Origin of the sequence: Carnobacterium sp. (assembly GCF_032094055.1) — a bacterium.
Classification (GTDB): domain Bacteria; phylum Bacillota; class Bacilli; order Lactobacillales; family Carnobacteriaceae; genus Carnobacterium_A.
In genome coordinates, this window is the sequence record NZ_DAMDAK010000061.1 from 1 (window position 1) to 13695 (window position 13695).

Here is a 13695-nt window from a genome sequence, read left to right on the forward strand (position 1 = left end):
AAAAACTGACCTCCAAACATTAGATTTTTGGTCTAACATTCGGGGGTCAGTATACTGAGTTGATAGTCTGATTCTTTTTTCAATAATAAGACAATAAAATAACACAAAAACGGACCAGATCAGATTACACGTTAGGTAACCTGATCTGGTCCGTTTACTGTTAGAGTGAGCTATTTACGGTTTCCGAAAATGCGCAAGATGCCTAAAAATAAATTGATGAAATCAAGGTAAAGTTCTAGGGCACAAATGATTGCGAGACTGCTTACTGTAGTCGTTTCACCATATTGAGCATAAATCGCTTTACATTTTTGTGTATCATATGCTGTTAGTCCAGTGAAGATGATAACGGTAATAATCGAAAGAATAAAGTCAGCAGTTGAACTTCTCAGTAAAAATAAATTGATCACTGAAGCAATAATCAATCCAATCAACATACTGAATAAGATACCGCCTAGTTTAGATAAATCTCTTTTTGTGATAAAACCAATGGCGCTCATAACAACAAAAAGTGCAAAAGTAGAGATAAAGGCATTCAAAATACTGGCTTCAGTGTACATCAATAAAATAATAGCAAGAGTCACACCGTTAACGATCGAGTAAGCAATGAACTTTGTGGCATAATTAGCTGTATGCTGCATTTTTTCAGGGTTAAAGCGAAAACTGAATACTAAAACGAGTTCTAAAATAAATCCATAAGCAGCCCATCCATTCGTAGCTTCCATTAAATTCCAAAAAGCATTAGCTATTGGAGAAAAAGTATAAAGGATGATATAGACAGTTATAGCACTGAGTAAAATTCCTCCTGCCATCCAAGCATATATTTTGGACATAAAACTGGGGAAACCACTTTTTACTTCTAATTTTTCTTCCTTCATTTTAATTGCCTCCTAACTTTTGTTGATTAATAAAAAAAGGTTTAACAAATGTATCATACGTAATTAAACGAATTTCGTCAAATAGAAGCTATTAAAAAAGCAAAAAAGAAGAGATGCAGTAAAGGATATAAATTAAAAAACAGGTATGTTAAACTATAAAAGAATAGTAAGGATAAGATAAAAGCTTAATGTGATTTGGAGGAGATAACATGTTGGAAGTAAGGAATCTTAAGAAATCTTTTGGGTCTTTAACAGCAGTTGATAATATCAGCTTTACGATTCAAGATGGAGAAATAATGGGTATGATCGGGCAAAATGGAGCTGGAAAAACAACTACTTTTCGTTTAATTTTAAATTTCCTACTGGCTGATCAAGGAGAAGTATTATGGAATGGACGTCCTTTGAAAAAAACAGATTACAATATTATCGGTTATTTGCCCGAAGAACGTGGCCTATATCCTAAAGTAACGATTGAAGATCAAATTATTTATTTTGCTCGACTACGAGGAAAAACAAAAAAAGAAATCAAACCTTTAATTGATGATTGGATGAAAAAGTTTGAAGTTAAAGGAAAGAAAACAGATAAGATCAAATCACTTTCTAAAGGAAATCAACAGAAAGTCCAATTGATTTGTACATTGATCCATCAACCTAAATTAATTATCTTAGATGAGCCCTTTAGTGGTCTCGATCCAGTCAATGCCAGCTTGCTAGAAGAAGGGATCAAAGAATTAAGAAAACAGGGATCGTGTGTTATTTTTTCCAGCCATAATATGAATAATGTAGAAGAAATTTGTGATAACTTAATTATGTTGCGGAATGGAGAAATGGTGTTGGATGGAACCGTTCGTGAGATTCGTGAGCAATTTGGTCGGACAAAATTATTCCTTGAAACAGGCATTCCAGATGAAACGCTGAGAACGATGCCAGGAGTTACGAATCTTAAGAAAACAATGGATGGCTTGACCGTTCTAGATTTATCGGACCCTGCTTATGGGAAAGAGTTGTTTGAGCTTGTAACTAAAAACGGCTATATTTCAACTTTTAGTCAACAACCCCCAACGTTGGAAGAAATATTTAGATTGAAAGCGGGTGTGCCTAATGAATAAGTTTGCGAAAAAAAATGTAAAATCAGTCGGTTTTATTTCAATGGTCTTATCGCCAATTGTTATTTTATTGATCATAGGAGCAGTCATTTATTTTGTTGGTTCTTCTTTTAGCGAATCACCTACTATCGCATTAATTACAAACGATCAAGACATTCGGACAGCTTTAGAGTCTGAAACGGAAGAATTTAAAGTAGCCAAAAAAGTTACCTCTATTGCAGAAGCTGAAAAACAAATGAAGGCTGAGAAATTGGATGGTTATTTAGAGATTGCAATAGAAAATGATTCAATCAACGGGAATTATGTACATACATCATCAGGGCAGTCATTAGATCTATCTTCTTTACAGTCGATATTGTCTGTTACTCAATTGAATCGGACGGCATCTCAATTAGGTTTAACCGAAGTAGAAGTAGCAAAACTAATGGCACCGGCTAAGTTGGATGATAGAGTCATCCGTTTTGAAGGAGGAAACATTACCAGTCAAAATGATCAAGATACTTCTATAAAAATGTGGAGTGCCTATGTTGTAGGCATTGCAGTATTTATTTTTATTATTAATTACGCTAGTATTATTGCTCAAGAAATTGCTTCGGAAAAAGGAACGCGCATTATGGAAATCATATTGTCTAGTGTGAGTTCATCCGTCCACTTTTTTGGAAAACTAGTAGGGATTTTATTAGTTTGTTTAACACAAGTTGTTATTTACGGAGTTATTGGACTAGTTGCTTATCAATTTGGGCAATCTTTTGAACCTGTTCAAAATGTTTTGCAGGGGATTGATATTAAAGAATTGCTGCAAGGGCTATTGGGATATTCAATTGTTTATTTTGTTTTAGGGATTATTTTATACGCTGCAATAGCAGCCTTCTTAGGTTCGCTTGTTTCAAAAATTGAAGATGTCAATAAAGCAGTAACGCCACTGGTATTTCTTTCTATGATCGGCTTTTACGGCGGTATGTTTGCCTTTGCCAGTCCGACACAAATGATTGTTAAGATCGCTTCTTATGTTCCGTTGTTTACCCCAATGATCATGCCTTTTCGAGTAGCAAGTGAAACAGTTTCTACCTCAGGTAACTTATTATCCATTGCATTAATGGTTATTTTTACAATTTTGTGCTCTTATGTATCCCTTATGTTATACCGTTCTAATGTCTTGGTTTATTCAGATGCGGGAATGTTTAAAACCATGAAAGCATCGTGGAGCATCATGCGCAATGAAAAAAAGAAAGAGGCTTAAAAATTGAAACAAACACAGCAGAGTTGAGATAAAAAGTCTCATTCCTGCTGTGTTTTTTATTTCTTTTTATGTTTTGCGGATCGTGAAGGCCATTCATCAAAAACAGAAGGATCTTCCTCTTTTAAAGGAGATTGTTCTTCTAAAGCTTGCTCATCAAGAACTTCTTCCAATGTTTCATCAATAGCTTGAGCAACTGGATCAGCAAAAAGCTCATCTAGTTTTTCAAGTGCAGTTTCTTCTTGTTCATCTGCAGAAACCTTTTCCTCATCTGTTTGGTTGAAGACAAAATAAGTGTCTGGTTTAACAATTGGGCTTAGATCTTTGGTATCTTGTTGTAAAGTAATCAAGACGCTTTTTGCTTTTGATTTTATTTCGTAGATAGCTTCAGTATAAAGACTTTCTTGTTGTTGAATTTGTTCGGCTAAAAAACCAGCTTCCAAATTAAAACTAGGCTGTTTCACCATCGCTAACCGGTTTTCAACTACAGAGCCAGAAAGTCGAAAAATGACTTTATTTTTATGGTGGCTATCTACTGTTAAGGTACCGAACCCTGCTTTTTTAAAGAAAAGGACTGTATCCTGCTGATTGTTTAAAGGATATTGTCTAGCTAGCTCTTTACCAGCCCAATAAAGGATCTCATTTGTTTCCTGACCTAATAAATTGGGAATTAGTGCATCACGCATTAAAGTGTAACTGAATAATGCATCGTTCCCTTCAACAAAGTTTAAATCAACTGAATGTGTTTGGTCGTCCATTGGTTTTTATTCACCTCTCTGTTTTTCCTAATCTATTATAACGTGGAATGACAGAGAAGCCTATCTTTTTGTTAGGATGCTTATCGGAACTTAATAGAAAGAGGAAGTATTTTCTTATTGTGCTTGAATTTTTCTTGAAAAAAAGCGAAGATAGAGATAAGAAAAAATTGATTCTAAATAAAGGTTGTTAAATATGAAAAAACAAGCAATAGGTTTTATTGATTCAGGTGTAGGAGGATTAACTGTCGTTAAAGAAGCTATGCGGCAATTGCCAAATGAGTCCATTTATTATGTCGGCGATACTGCCAGATGCCCGTATGGTCCGAGACCTGAAGACCAAGTACGAAAATTTACTTGGGAAATGACACATTTTTTATTGGATAAAGATATTAAAATGCTCGTGATTGCCTGCAACACAGCAACAGCAGCTGCGTTAAAAGATATTAAGAAAAAACTTGCGATTCCGGTTATTGGAGTGATTTTGCCAGGAAGTCGTGCAGCTATAAAAGCTACCCACACTAATCGAATCGGTGTCATCGGAACAGCAGGAACAGTTAAAAGCAATCAATACAAAAAGATGATTCGTTCGAAAGACACCAAAGCACTTGTTACCAGCTTGGCCTGCCCTAAGTTTGTTCCATTAGTTGAAAGCAACGAATACAGCAGTGCTATAGCTAAAAAAGTCGTGGCCGAGACATTGCGGCCATTAAAAAATGAAGGGCTAGATACACTTATCTTAGGCTGTACGCATTATCCTTTATTGCGTCCGATTATTCAAAATACAATGGGGGACTCCGTTACATTGATTGATTCAGGGGCAGAAACGGTTAGTGAAGTCAGTACCATTCTAGATTATTTTAATTTAGCTGTAGATAGCCAAAATAAAGAAAAAGCAGAACGCAATTTCTATACAACTGGTTCGACACAAATGTTTCATGCGATTGCTTCTGAATGGTTGCAATTAGAGGATTTAACTGTAGAACATATTACTTTAGGATAAAAAATTTGTTTAGAATAGAGGAGAAAAATGCGAACAAATACACGAAAACATGATGAGCTTCGTTTAGTAACAATAGAAACAAATTATTTAAAACACCCTGAAGGTTCGGTGCTTGTATCTTTTGGCGATACAAAAGTAATTTGCAACGCGACTGTTGAACCTAAAGTACCGCCCTTTATGCGAGGACAGGGAAAAGGATGGGTTCATGCAGAATACGCTATGTTGCCTAGAGCGACAAATACGCGAACAATTCGTGAAGCAGCTAAAGGAAAATTAACAGGAAGAACTATGGAGATCCAACGGCTGATTGCTCGTTCTTTGCGTTCTGTTATCGATTTGGAGAAGTTGGGCGAACGCTCCATTACGGTGGACTGTGACGTTATTCAGGCTGATGGCGGCACTAGAACGGCCAGCATTACTGGAGCTTTTGTTGCGTTAAAAATGGCTATTCAAACGTTGCTGGACAGCGGACAACTGACGGAAGATCCTGTCAAAGAAAATATAGCAGCTGTCAGTGTAGGGATCACAAAACAAGGAGAAGCTGTTTTGGATTTGGATTATCTAGAAGATAGTTCAGCAGCAGTTGATATGAACTTAGTCATGACAGCTAATGGCGAGTTTTCTGAACTACAAGGTACCGGAGAAGAAGCTACATTTTCTACTGATCAATTAATGGAAATGTTGGAATTGGGTAAAAAAGGGCTAAATGAATTATTCCAAATTCAAACGCAAGCCCTTAAAGAAAGCAAAGTGAAAAAAGCCATTCAAGCACCGGTTATGACGGATACTATTTTAATTGCTACTAAGAACCCTGGAAAAGCGCGCGAATTTGAAGCGTTATTTGCTAAAAAAGGGCTGTTGGTTAAAACCTTGCTTGATTATCCAGAAATTCCTGAAGTAGAAGAAACAGGAACAACGTTTGCAGAAAATGCTTTATTAAAAGCCGAAACAATTGCTGCTACCTTAAACATGATGGTACTGGCAGATGATTCTGGATTGAAAGTCGATGCGTTAGAAGGAAGACCTGGCGTTTATTCAGCTAGATATGCCGGCGAACCTAAGAGTGATGCTGCAAATAATGCAAAATTATTACATGAATTGGCTGATTTTCCACCAGCAGAAAGAACTGCTCAATTTCATTGCACTTTAGCATTAGCCTCTCCTGGAAAAGACAGTTTAATTGTTGAAGGAGAAGTCGAAGGGAAAATTTTAGGTGTTCCTCGTGGGACAAATGGGTTTGGTTATGATTCATTATTTTATGTAGCAGATCAGGATAAATCAATGGCAGAATTATCAGAAGCAGAAAAAAACAAGATTAGCCATCGAGCAATTGCTTTAGCAAAATTAGAACAAGTATGGGACGAGTGGGTAGAAAATTAAACCATTAAATGAGGTGAAGGAAATGAAATTGCTAGTTGTTAGTGATAGTCATGGAGACCGTGATATTTTAGTCGATTTAATCAAACAGTATAAAGGAAAAGTAGATGCAATGATCCATTGTGGAGATTCAGAGTTGGAAGCTTCAGATTCGGTTTGGCAAGAGATGATGCCCGTCAAAGGCAATACGGACTTTGATCAGTCTTATCTGACTGAACGTGTAGAAAATATTGGTAAAGAACGGATTATGTGGGTGCATGGACATTTACATGATGTCAAAAATTCAATGCAGACACTAGTACAAGCTGCCAAAAATGCTCAAGCAGGTTTTGCTTTTTTTGGCCATACCCATGAACTAGGTGTAGAAATGATTGAGGGCATTCTTGTGCTAAACCCCGGAAGTATTTTATTGCCGCGTGGCGCGCATCAAGTTAAAACATACGCACTAGTAGAAACAGACGGCCAATTGGTTCATGTAACTTATTATAATCGATTGCATCAACCGATTATGGAACTTAAGCGTACATTTACCAGATCCAAATAAAAAATCTCCTTAAAGAACTGAAGCAAACAAAAATAAGAGGATAAGTAGTGTTTTACTATCCATTTTTAGAGTTTTCGCGTAAAATGAATGTGGAGTTCATCATAGAGGAAGGAATCTGGTAGACATGATAGGCAAAGAAATAGGAAAAATGTTATTAGAAAACCAAGAAAATTTTTTAATTCCAGCAGAGCGTGTAGCACATATTCAAGTGACCAATCGCTTGGATCATGCTTTATTAGTATTAACCAAAATAGGATACAATGTTATACCTGTATTAGATGCAGAATTTAAAATTAAAGGCTTAATCTCAATGTCAATGATCATCGATGCGATTACCAGTATTAAAGATATTGAATTTTCTAAATTGGGTGATATACGAGTTGATGAAGTCATGCAAACAGATTTTGCGGTAATAGATAATCCATATGACTTAGAAGAAGTTCTTCACTTACTCGTTCAAAATTCATTTGTATGTGTAGCTAGTGAGGATGGCAGTTTTACTGGTATCGTTACGAGGAGTGAAATACTTAAAGCCACAAATCATATTGCGCATGAATTTGAAAATAAATACGATGTAAAACGTAAAATTGAATGTGTTTAAAGAAATAGAAAAAGCTAGCTACAGGTTTAAAAATCTGTTAGCTAGCTTTTTTTGGAGTAGGGTATTATAAGTTTTTCTGCATTCGATGTCTAATGAGCTTGTCCCGCTTTTCTTATTTAATGATGAGGTAAAATAAAGCCATAGCGATAAAGCAAAAGCCGCTGATCATAATGGTCATACTAGCTCCCAATGTGGCGATTAGCCCACCGATAATGGGTCCCAGCATAGTTCCAACACCTTGAAAAGAAGAGATAATTCCCCAGCTTACATTTTGGTCGTCTTGATGGATATTCCCTGCAACAAATGCATTCCAAGAAGGCAAATAAGTAGTATAGGCCATCGCTAACACTACTACCATCAAAAAGACAAATTTTAAAGAAGAAGTGGTTGTCAATAAAATCAGACCTGAGCCGAACAGGACAAAACCACTAATAAACATGCCTTTAGTTTTTAAGTAATCTGTCAAACGTCCTAAAGGAATCATCAAAACAGCTGCTGTTATCCCGGCTGTCATAATCAATAAGGTATAGTAATTGTATTCAAAGTGCAAGTCTTGTAAGACAAAGGTAGGTAAGATAGGAATCATCATTCCGACAGCAATACTTTGCAGCAATGTACCGGGCAGTATTTTCCGACTTCTTTTTAACACAGTCAAGGCTTGCGTTAGGATGTCTTTAAAAGTTTGGTTTTCTTTTCCTGGATTAGGGTGTTCACCAGAAAGATAAAAGAAAATAAGAGCTATCACAATTAAAAAAGGCAATAACCAATAGGCGAAAAGCAAATAAAGATTCATTAAGTAGTTCATTAATATCACTCCACCAGCAATGCCTACCAGCCAACAAAAGTAAACCAACCCCATATTGGAACCTCGTGCACCGCTACTTGCTTTAGCTAAAACAATAATCCAGATTGGGCAAGCTCCTAATCCCAGTACGATAGCGGCAAGAAGGACAGAGAAAGAGTTAAAATGAAGTACAGGTACAAGAATCAGCACTAGTAAGCACATCACTAAAGAAAGAGAGACAATTTTTTTAACTCCAAATCGATTCATTAAAAAACCAACTTGGAAATTAGAAAAAGCATCGCTAATGAAGTGCAAGCTAACTGCTAAACCAACAAAAGCAACAGAAAACCGATTGCCAACAGCCGCCTGAACCGGTAAGTAACTAATTACGTAAGCTGCGCGTACGTATTCAATTAACATTAATGAAAGAAGTAAAAAAACAAATTCTTTATCTATAACTAATGAAGTCTTTTTCATTATCGGTCTCCTTTGAAGAAGTACTTTTTTCAATAGTTGTTAAGACTTTGTCAATAATGACAGCAGCAGCATAAGGATAAAAATGTTTTTTCATATTTTGTTTTAATTCACTTACAGCTGCTGGGTTTTCTAATAAGTGAAGAACAGCAGGAACAATCTCACTCTCTTGCTGAGTCGTAATGGCCATTCCTTCTTTTTCGAATAGTTTAGCATTATCTAGTTCTTGTCCTGGTACAGCAGGCGTTAAAACTAACGGGGTTTGAAGAGCAATGGCTTCAGAAAGCGAGATGCCGCCTGGCTTAGTAACCATGAGATCCGCTTGTTTCATAAGCTTTGCCATATCTTCAACATAACTTAAAACTGTTACACAAGGTATGGATTTAAATTGTTCTGTCAATAACTCATAAAGTTCTTGGTTCCGTCCGCAAACAACGGTAATGTTCAAATCTTCTTGAAAACTCAGTTCTTCAATCAAATTAGGAAGTTTTTTTAAGACACCAAATGCCCCGGCAGAAACCACTAAATGTTTAGATTGGTTTTCAGTCTGTAAAATATCAGTTTCAACCATGCCAAGTTGATAAAATCGTTCCTTGATCGGTATTCCTGAAACCGTTATCTTTTCGGGGCTGATTTCAGATGCCAACAATTCGTCTTTTAAAGGATCGCAGGCAACGAAAAAGTGATCTATCTCATTTGAAAGCCAACGTGAATGCAAACAAAAGTCAGTCAAAACATTTACAAAAGGGATATTTTGTTTGTTTTTTTGTTTGTAAATAGGTAAGGCCTGCATGGGGAAAGTATTGATTACTGCATCAAAGCTATAAGTATTCATTAATTGATTGATGCGGACATAGCCATAGCGATCAATAATGCGGTCGATGCGGAAATCTGTCAGCCGTGCATCTGAGTTATAATATAAAAAACCATAAATACTTTGTCCTTTAGTAAAACTTTTAAGATAAAGTTGCTTAGTAACATTAGTCAATATAGGATGAGCTTCATAGAACAAGTCAGAAACGACAATATCAGTGATGCCCCTTTTATTAAGTTCAGCAACTAAAGCACGAGTGACTTCAAGATGTCCGTTGCCGTAACTTCCCGTTAAAAGCAAAATTTTTGGGGATTTCAACACGTTTATCCATTCCTTTCATTCGTAGAAACCAGGCTGTTCTTTTTCTACTTGAATCATTCTCATCAGAAACACATAGAAAAAGCCCGATAGTTTCTTTAAAGAAAACAAATATAACATTAGTTTATTTCCTTGAGTCAGAAAAGTCTATGCGACTTTTGACTGAAACAAGGTGGTTTAGCTTAACAATTTTAAATTATACCATATCCTAAGATGGATAATTTAAAATAGTAGAAGGAATTTCGATTCCTTGTTCAGTCAGTGCAGTTACGTATTCTTGGAAAAAAATGTTTTGAATAGTAAATTGACTGCCGTTAAGCGTAAAAATAATAATCCGAATAGCTAAATGCCCATTCCCAATATCTATCAATCCTAAATTATTTGGTTCTTGTGTGATTTCTGGATGCAGCGGAACTAATCGTTGGTTTACTTGGTCAATGATTGTGTTGACTTTAGCAATATCCACATCGGGAAGCAAACGGATATCAATCTGAGCTCGCATATCCTCTCTTGATTTATTGCTGACAATGGTAATGTAACGGTTTGGAACGAAATTTAAAGTACCATCAAAACTTTTAACAGTAGTTGTTTTTAGATTAACATCGACAACCGTTCCAGATACTTCATCAAGTGTGACCACATCTCCAACATCTACTTGCTTTTCAAGCAGGATGAAAAAACCATTCACAATATCACTGACAAAACCTTGAGCACCTAAAGACAGAGCCAGACCTATAACACCAGCACCGGCAAGTAATGTACCAACCGGAATACCGACTGCAGATAAAAGGGCGTAAGCGAGAAAAAAGCCGATCACTGAATTAAAAAGATTGTGGGTAAGGCGGTCTAATGTAGCTAACCGGTTCAAAGAAATATCTTTCTTTTTGCGATAATTTTGAAAAGTTTTATTGATAAACAGATTACCGATTTTTTTTAGAATCAAAAAAACAATTAAGAAAAAAATAATTTGAATGGTTTTAGCGATACCAGTAGCTAAAATACTATTCCAGTTGATGTCATGCCAAAATTTCATAAAAAAAGATGTTTGTTCTGCCACGGAATTTACTACTTCTGTCGTAACAGAACTATCCAATTGGTTCTCCATAGTAAAACTCCTTTGCTAACAATTTTAAAAACTACGTAACTATTTTTAATCATAACAAATTAACAAAAGAAAGGAAAATAAACCAGCATCTTTTTTCGCAATTCAGCTATATTTTTGGCATACCTTTAAATGGAGAGGAAAAGGAGACAACTTTATGTTTTTTTAGTAATCGGTATCATATTATTTGAAGTGATAAAAATTTAATGGTATTCTAAACATGAAATAAGATTTAATGTTTCTAAAGTAGGAGAATTGCTTAGCGTAGTGCGAAGTTTTTTTCTTATAGGTACACTAAATTATAAACCAGTAAACTGGAGGAAGTGAGGAATTAAGATGACAGGTGGAGAAATAGCAGCATTAATTGCTGCGATAGCGTTTGCTGCATTAGTCGTTTTTCTAATTGTGGTATTATTAAAAGTTACAAAGGTAATCGAAGAGGTATCAAAAACGGTTAAAGAAGCAAATACCAGCATCGAAGTAATCACTAAAGACGCTGATAGTCTTTTGATCGAAGTTGAAGGTCTCTTGAATAAAACCAATACAACATTGGATGATGTAAACGGAAAATTGGGTAAAACAGATCCGGTATTCCAAGCGATTGGAGATTTAGGAGTTTCGGTATCAAGTTTGAATTCCTCAACGCGTAACTTGGCAGAACATGTCACAGGTACAACGAAAAAAACAGTTAAGTCAGGTATGGTTGCAAAAGTAGGTAAAACAGCTTTAAATATGAACCGTAAACGCAAGTCTAAATAAATAAGAAACAAATTAATCAGTATACAAACTAAAAAGATATAGAAGAGGAGAAATCAACTATGGCAAAGAAAAATGGATTTTTATTAGGAACAATTATCGGAGCAGCAACAGCTAGTATCGCAGCATTATTATTTGCTCCTAAATCAGGAAAAGAATTACGCGAAGATTTAACACAACAAGCTTCAAATGCTAAAGGTACTGCAAAAGACTATACAGATATCGCCAAAGAAAAAGGATCAGAAATCAAAAATGTGGCTAAAGATGCATCAGAAGATATCAAAATTAGTTTGAAGGACACAGCTTCTCAAATGAAAGACCAACTAAGCCATACTTCTAAAGAAGTGGGAGAAAATCTACAAAATATCCGCGAGGAAGTAATGGATAGTACTGATAAAGTAAAATCTGATTTAGGTGATGTTGCTTCGGATGCAAAAGAAGATGTTGCTTCAACTATGGGAGATGCAAAAGACAAAGCATCTGATGTTGCAGCAGATGCGAAACAATCAGTTAAAGAAGCATCTTCAGATGTAAAAGATGCAGCTCAAGACGCAAAAGAACAAGTTAAAGATACTTCAGCGGATGTAAAAGAAACAGCAATGGATGCAAAAGATGAAGCAAAAGACAAAGCAGCAGATGCTTCAAAAGAAGCAATGAAAAAAAAGGATGAAACAAAAGGAAAAGACTTCCAAACAGGAGTTAAATTAGACTCAGATTCTTTAAAAGAAGAAGTTGAAAGAAATACAATGGACTTTACTTACGATCAAGAAAAAGCTGCTGAAGATGAAAAGTTATCTTCTGTTAATACCAGTACAGAACAAAGAAAGAGCGATTCTGATTCCAAAGATAAAAAAACAACGAATACAAACGTTGGGATTTAATAAATAAGAAATAAGTTAATAGACAAAAAAACCGCCGAAATCAAAAATTTTGGCGGTTTTACTATTATCTCTTAATGAACTTTTTGTTTTAAAGGATAGAAGTATAAGTTTTTGGAGTGTGGGTGAAAACTTCACAGCCATTTTTAGTCACATATACACAATCTTCGATCCGAACACCAGCAACACCAGGAACATAGATTCCAGGCTCAATAGAGAAACACATACCTTCTTGGATAATCAACTCACTGCCTTCCATGATAGAAGGGTATTCATGAACACTGCTTCCTAACCCATGACCTAAACGATGAGTAAAGTAAGGGCCGTAACCTGCTTCAGTAATCACATCACGAGCAATTTTATCCAGTTGCCCAGCAGTTATACCAGGTTTTACCGCTGCAACAGCCGCTTGATAGGCTTTAAGTACAACTGAATAAATTTCTTCAGCTTCTTTAGGAGGATTACCGAATACGGCCGTACGTGTAACATCACTTGTATAGCCATGATAGACAACTCCTAAGTCGAAAAGAACCAGTTCGTCTTTTTGGATCTTTCGCGAACCGGGGGTACCATGTGGGCTAGCTGCATTGTCTCCAGCAAGGACCATGGTCTCAAAACTCATTTCTTTAATGCCTTGTTTTTTTAGCTGGTATTCTATTTCGGCGACGATTTCTTGTTCAGAAATTCCTTCTTTAATAGTATTAAATCCAATTTCTAAAGCTGTATCAGCCCATTTTCCTGCTTCTATCATTCGTTCTATTTCTTCGGGTGTTTTAATTAATTTCATTTGTTGAATTTTTTCAGTTGTATCAATAAATTCAACCTGTTCAAAAAGTTGTTCTAACTTTTCATAACGTTCAACGGTCAAAAATGTTTTTTCAATGGCAAAACGGTGGATAGGAGTTCCTTTTTGACGTATTTTTTCAGCAATACTTGCCCAAGGATCTTCATTATCTAAATAACTATAGACTTCAAAATCCCATTCGCTATTCTTAGCATCTTCTTTTTCTAAAGAAGGAGTAAATAGAAACGGGTCCGCAAAGGGAAAGACAACTAAAGCGAGGATCCGTT

At 35.8% G+C, this 13695-nt stretch carries 14 protein-coding genes and 1 pseudogene; 9 read left to right on the forward strand and 6 right to left on the reverse strand.

Going from position 1 to position 13695, the window contains the following annotated elements; all coding sequences use genetic code 11:
• Nucleotides 1-170: 170 nt before the first annotated feature.
• The gene (locus RT405_RS09475; RefSeq protein WP_313469292.1) at nt 171-875 is read right to left on the reverse strand and encodes a Bax inhibitor-1/YccA family protein; all 705 of its coding nucleotides are present in this window, start codon (nt 873-875) and stop codon (nt 171-173) included.
• A 209-nt stretch (nt 876-1084) separates the two neighbouring features.
• On the opposite strand from RT405_RS09475, the pseudogene RT405_RS09480 reads away from it, so the two are divergent.
• The 3 genes and pseudogenes from RT405_RS09480 to RT405_RS09485 form a co-directional block, all read left to right on the forward strand.
• Nucleotides 1085-1775 (forward strand): annotated as a pseudogene (locus RT405_RS09480) (ABC transporter ATP-binding protein); the annotation flags it as partial.
• Nucleotides 1775-1984, forward strand: coding sequence for a DUF4162 domain-containing protein (locus RT405_RS13505; RefSeq protein WP_396163643.1), 210 nt, complete (start codon nt 1775-1777; stop codon nt 1982-1984). The pseudogene RT405_RS09480 and the gene RT405_RS13505, both read left to right, overlap by 1 nt.
• On the forward strand, nt 1977-3221 hold the full coding sequence (locus RT405_RS09485; protein ID WP_313469295.1) for an ABC transporter permease: 1245 nt from the start codon (nt 1977-1979) through the stop codon (nt 3219-3221). Before RT405_RS13505 ends, RT405_RS09485 begins: the two co-directional genes overlap by 8 nt.
• A gap of 56 nt (nt 3222-3277) precedes the next feature.
• Here the strand turns inward: RT405_RS09485 and RT405_RS09490 are convergent, their stop codons facing one another.
• On the reverse strand, nt 3278-3976 hold the full coding sequence (locus tag RT405_RS09490) for a YslB family protein (RefSeq protein ID WP_313469297.1): 699 nt from the start codon (nt 3974-3976) through the stop codon (nt 3278-3280).
• 193 nt (nt 3977-4169) lie between these two features.
• Between RT405_RS09490 and racE the strand changes: the two genes are divergently transcribed.
• From racE to cbpB, 4 genes are all read left to right on the forward strand, one after another.
• Complete coding sequence (gene racE, locus RT405_RS09495) at nt 4170-4976, forward strand: glutamate racemase (RefSeq protein ID WP_313469299.1); 807 nt, start codon at nt 4170-4172, stop codon at nt 4974-4976.
• A gap of 27 nt (nt 4977-5003) precedes the next feature.
• Nucleotides 5004-6356, forward strand: coding sequence for a ribonuclease PH (gene rph, locus RT405_RS09500; protein WP_313469301.1), 1353 nt, complete (start codon nt 5004-5006; stop codon nt 6354-6356).
• A 22-nt stretch (nt 6357-6378) separates the two neighbouring features.
• Nucleotides 6379-6897: a metallophosphoesterase gene (locus RT405_RS09505; RefSeq protein ID WP_313469302.1), complete on the forward strand. Its 519-nt coding sequence runs from the start codon at nt 6379-6381 to the stop codon at nt 6895-6897.
• Between the two features lie 124 nt (nt 6898-7021).
• Entirely contained in the window at nt 7022-7498 is a 477-nt protein-coding gene (cbpB, locus tag RT405_RS09510) for a cyclic-di-AMP-binding protein CbpB (protein WP_313469304.1), read from the forward strand.
• 112 nt (nt 7499-7610) lie between these two features.
• On the opposite strand, the gene RT405_RS09515 is transcribed toward cbpB, so the two are convergent.
• The 3 genes from RT405_RS09515 to RT405_RS09525 all read right to left on the reverse strand — a co-directional run bounded on the left by RT405_RS09515 (nt 7611) and on the right by RT405_RS09525 (nt 10993).
• On the reverse strand, nt 7611-8759 hold the full coding sequence (locus RT405_RS09515; RefSeq protein ID WP_313469306.1) for an MFS transporter: 1149 nt from the start codon (nt 8757-8759) through the stop codon (nt 7611-7613).
• Nucleotides 8731-9891: an MGDG synthase family glycosyltransferase gene (locus RT405_RS09520; protein WP_313469307.1), complete on the reverse strand. Its 1161-nt coding sequence runs from the start codon at nt 9889-9891 to the stop codon at nt 8731-8733. The genes RT405_RS09515 and RT405_RS09520 overlap by 29 nt, the downstream gene beginning before the upstream one ends.
• Before the next feature lie 205 nt (nt 9892-10096).
• Entirely contained in the window at nt 10097-10993 is an 897-nt protein-coding gene (locus tag RT405_RS09525) for a mechanosensitive ion channel family protein (RefSeq protein WP_313469308.1), read from the reverse strand.
• Between the two features lie 333 nt (nt 10994-11326).
• On the opposite strand from RT405_RS09525, the gene RT405_RS09530 reads away from it, so the two are divergent.
• Entirely contained in the window at nt 11327-11749 is a 423-nt protein-coding gene (locus RT405_RS09530) for a DUF948 domain-containing protein (RefSeq protein ID WP_035029458.1), read from the forward strand.
• Between the two features lie 59 nt (nt 11750-11808).
• Complete coding sequence (locus RT405_RS09535) at nt 11809-12627, forward strand: YtxH domain-containing protein (protein ID WP_313469310.1); 819 nt, start codon at nt 11809-11811, stop codon at nt 12625-12627.
• 88 nt (nt 12628-12715) lie between these two features.
• Here the strand turns inward: RT405_RS09535 and RT405_RS09540 are convergent.
• Nucleotides 12716-13695: aminopeptidase P family protein (locus RT405_RS09540; protein ID WP_313469312.1), on the reverse strand; the 980-nt coding region annotated here is incomplete at its 5' end.

Bases quoted from the DNA above. Each gene is read 5' to 3' on its own strand.
- RT405_RS09475 (WP_313469292.1), bottom strand. From the start codon at position 875: ATGAAGGAAGAAAAATTAGAAGTAAAAAGTGGTTTCCCCAGTTTTATG.
- RT405_RS09485 (WP_313469295.1), top strand. From the start codon at position 1,977: ATGAATAAGTTTGCGAAAAAAAATGTAAAATCAGTCGGTTTTATTTCA.
- RT405_RS09490 (WP_313469297.1), bottom strand. From the start codon at position 3,976: ATGGACGACCAAACACATTCAGTTGATTTAAACTTTGTTGAAGGGAAC.
- racE (WP_313469299.1), top strand. From the start codon at position 4,170: ATGAAAAAACAAGCAATAGGTTTTATTGATTCAGGTGTAGGAGGATTA.
- rph (WP_313469301.1), top strand. From the start codon at position 5,004: ATGCGAACAAATACACGAAAACATGATGAGCTTCGTTTAGTAACAATA.
- RT405_RS09505 (WP_313469302.1), top strand. From the start codon at position 6,379: ATGAAATTGCTAGTTGTTAGTGATAGTCATGGAGACCGTGATATTTTA.
- cbpB (WP_313469304.1), top strand. From the start codon at position 7,022: ATGATAGGCAAAGAAATAGGAAAAATGTTATTAGAAAACCAAGAAAAT.
- RT405_RS09515 (WP_313469306.1), bottom strand. From the start codon at position 8,759: ATGAAAAAGACTTCATTAGTTATAGATAAAGAATTTGTTTTTTTACTT.
- RT405_RS09525 (WP_313469308.1), bottom strand. From the start codon at position 10,993: ATGGAGAACCAATTGGATAGTTCTGTTACGACAGAAGTAGTAAATTCC.
- RT405_RS09530 (WP_035029458.1), top strand. From the start codon at position 11,327: ATGACAGGTGGAGAAATAGCAGCATTAATTGCTGCGATAGCGTTTGCT.
- RT405_RS09535 (WP_313469310.1), top strand. From the start codon at position 11,809: ATGGCAAAGAAAAATGGATTTTTATTAGGAACAATTATCGGAGCAGCA.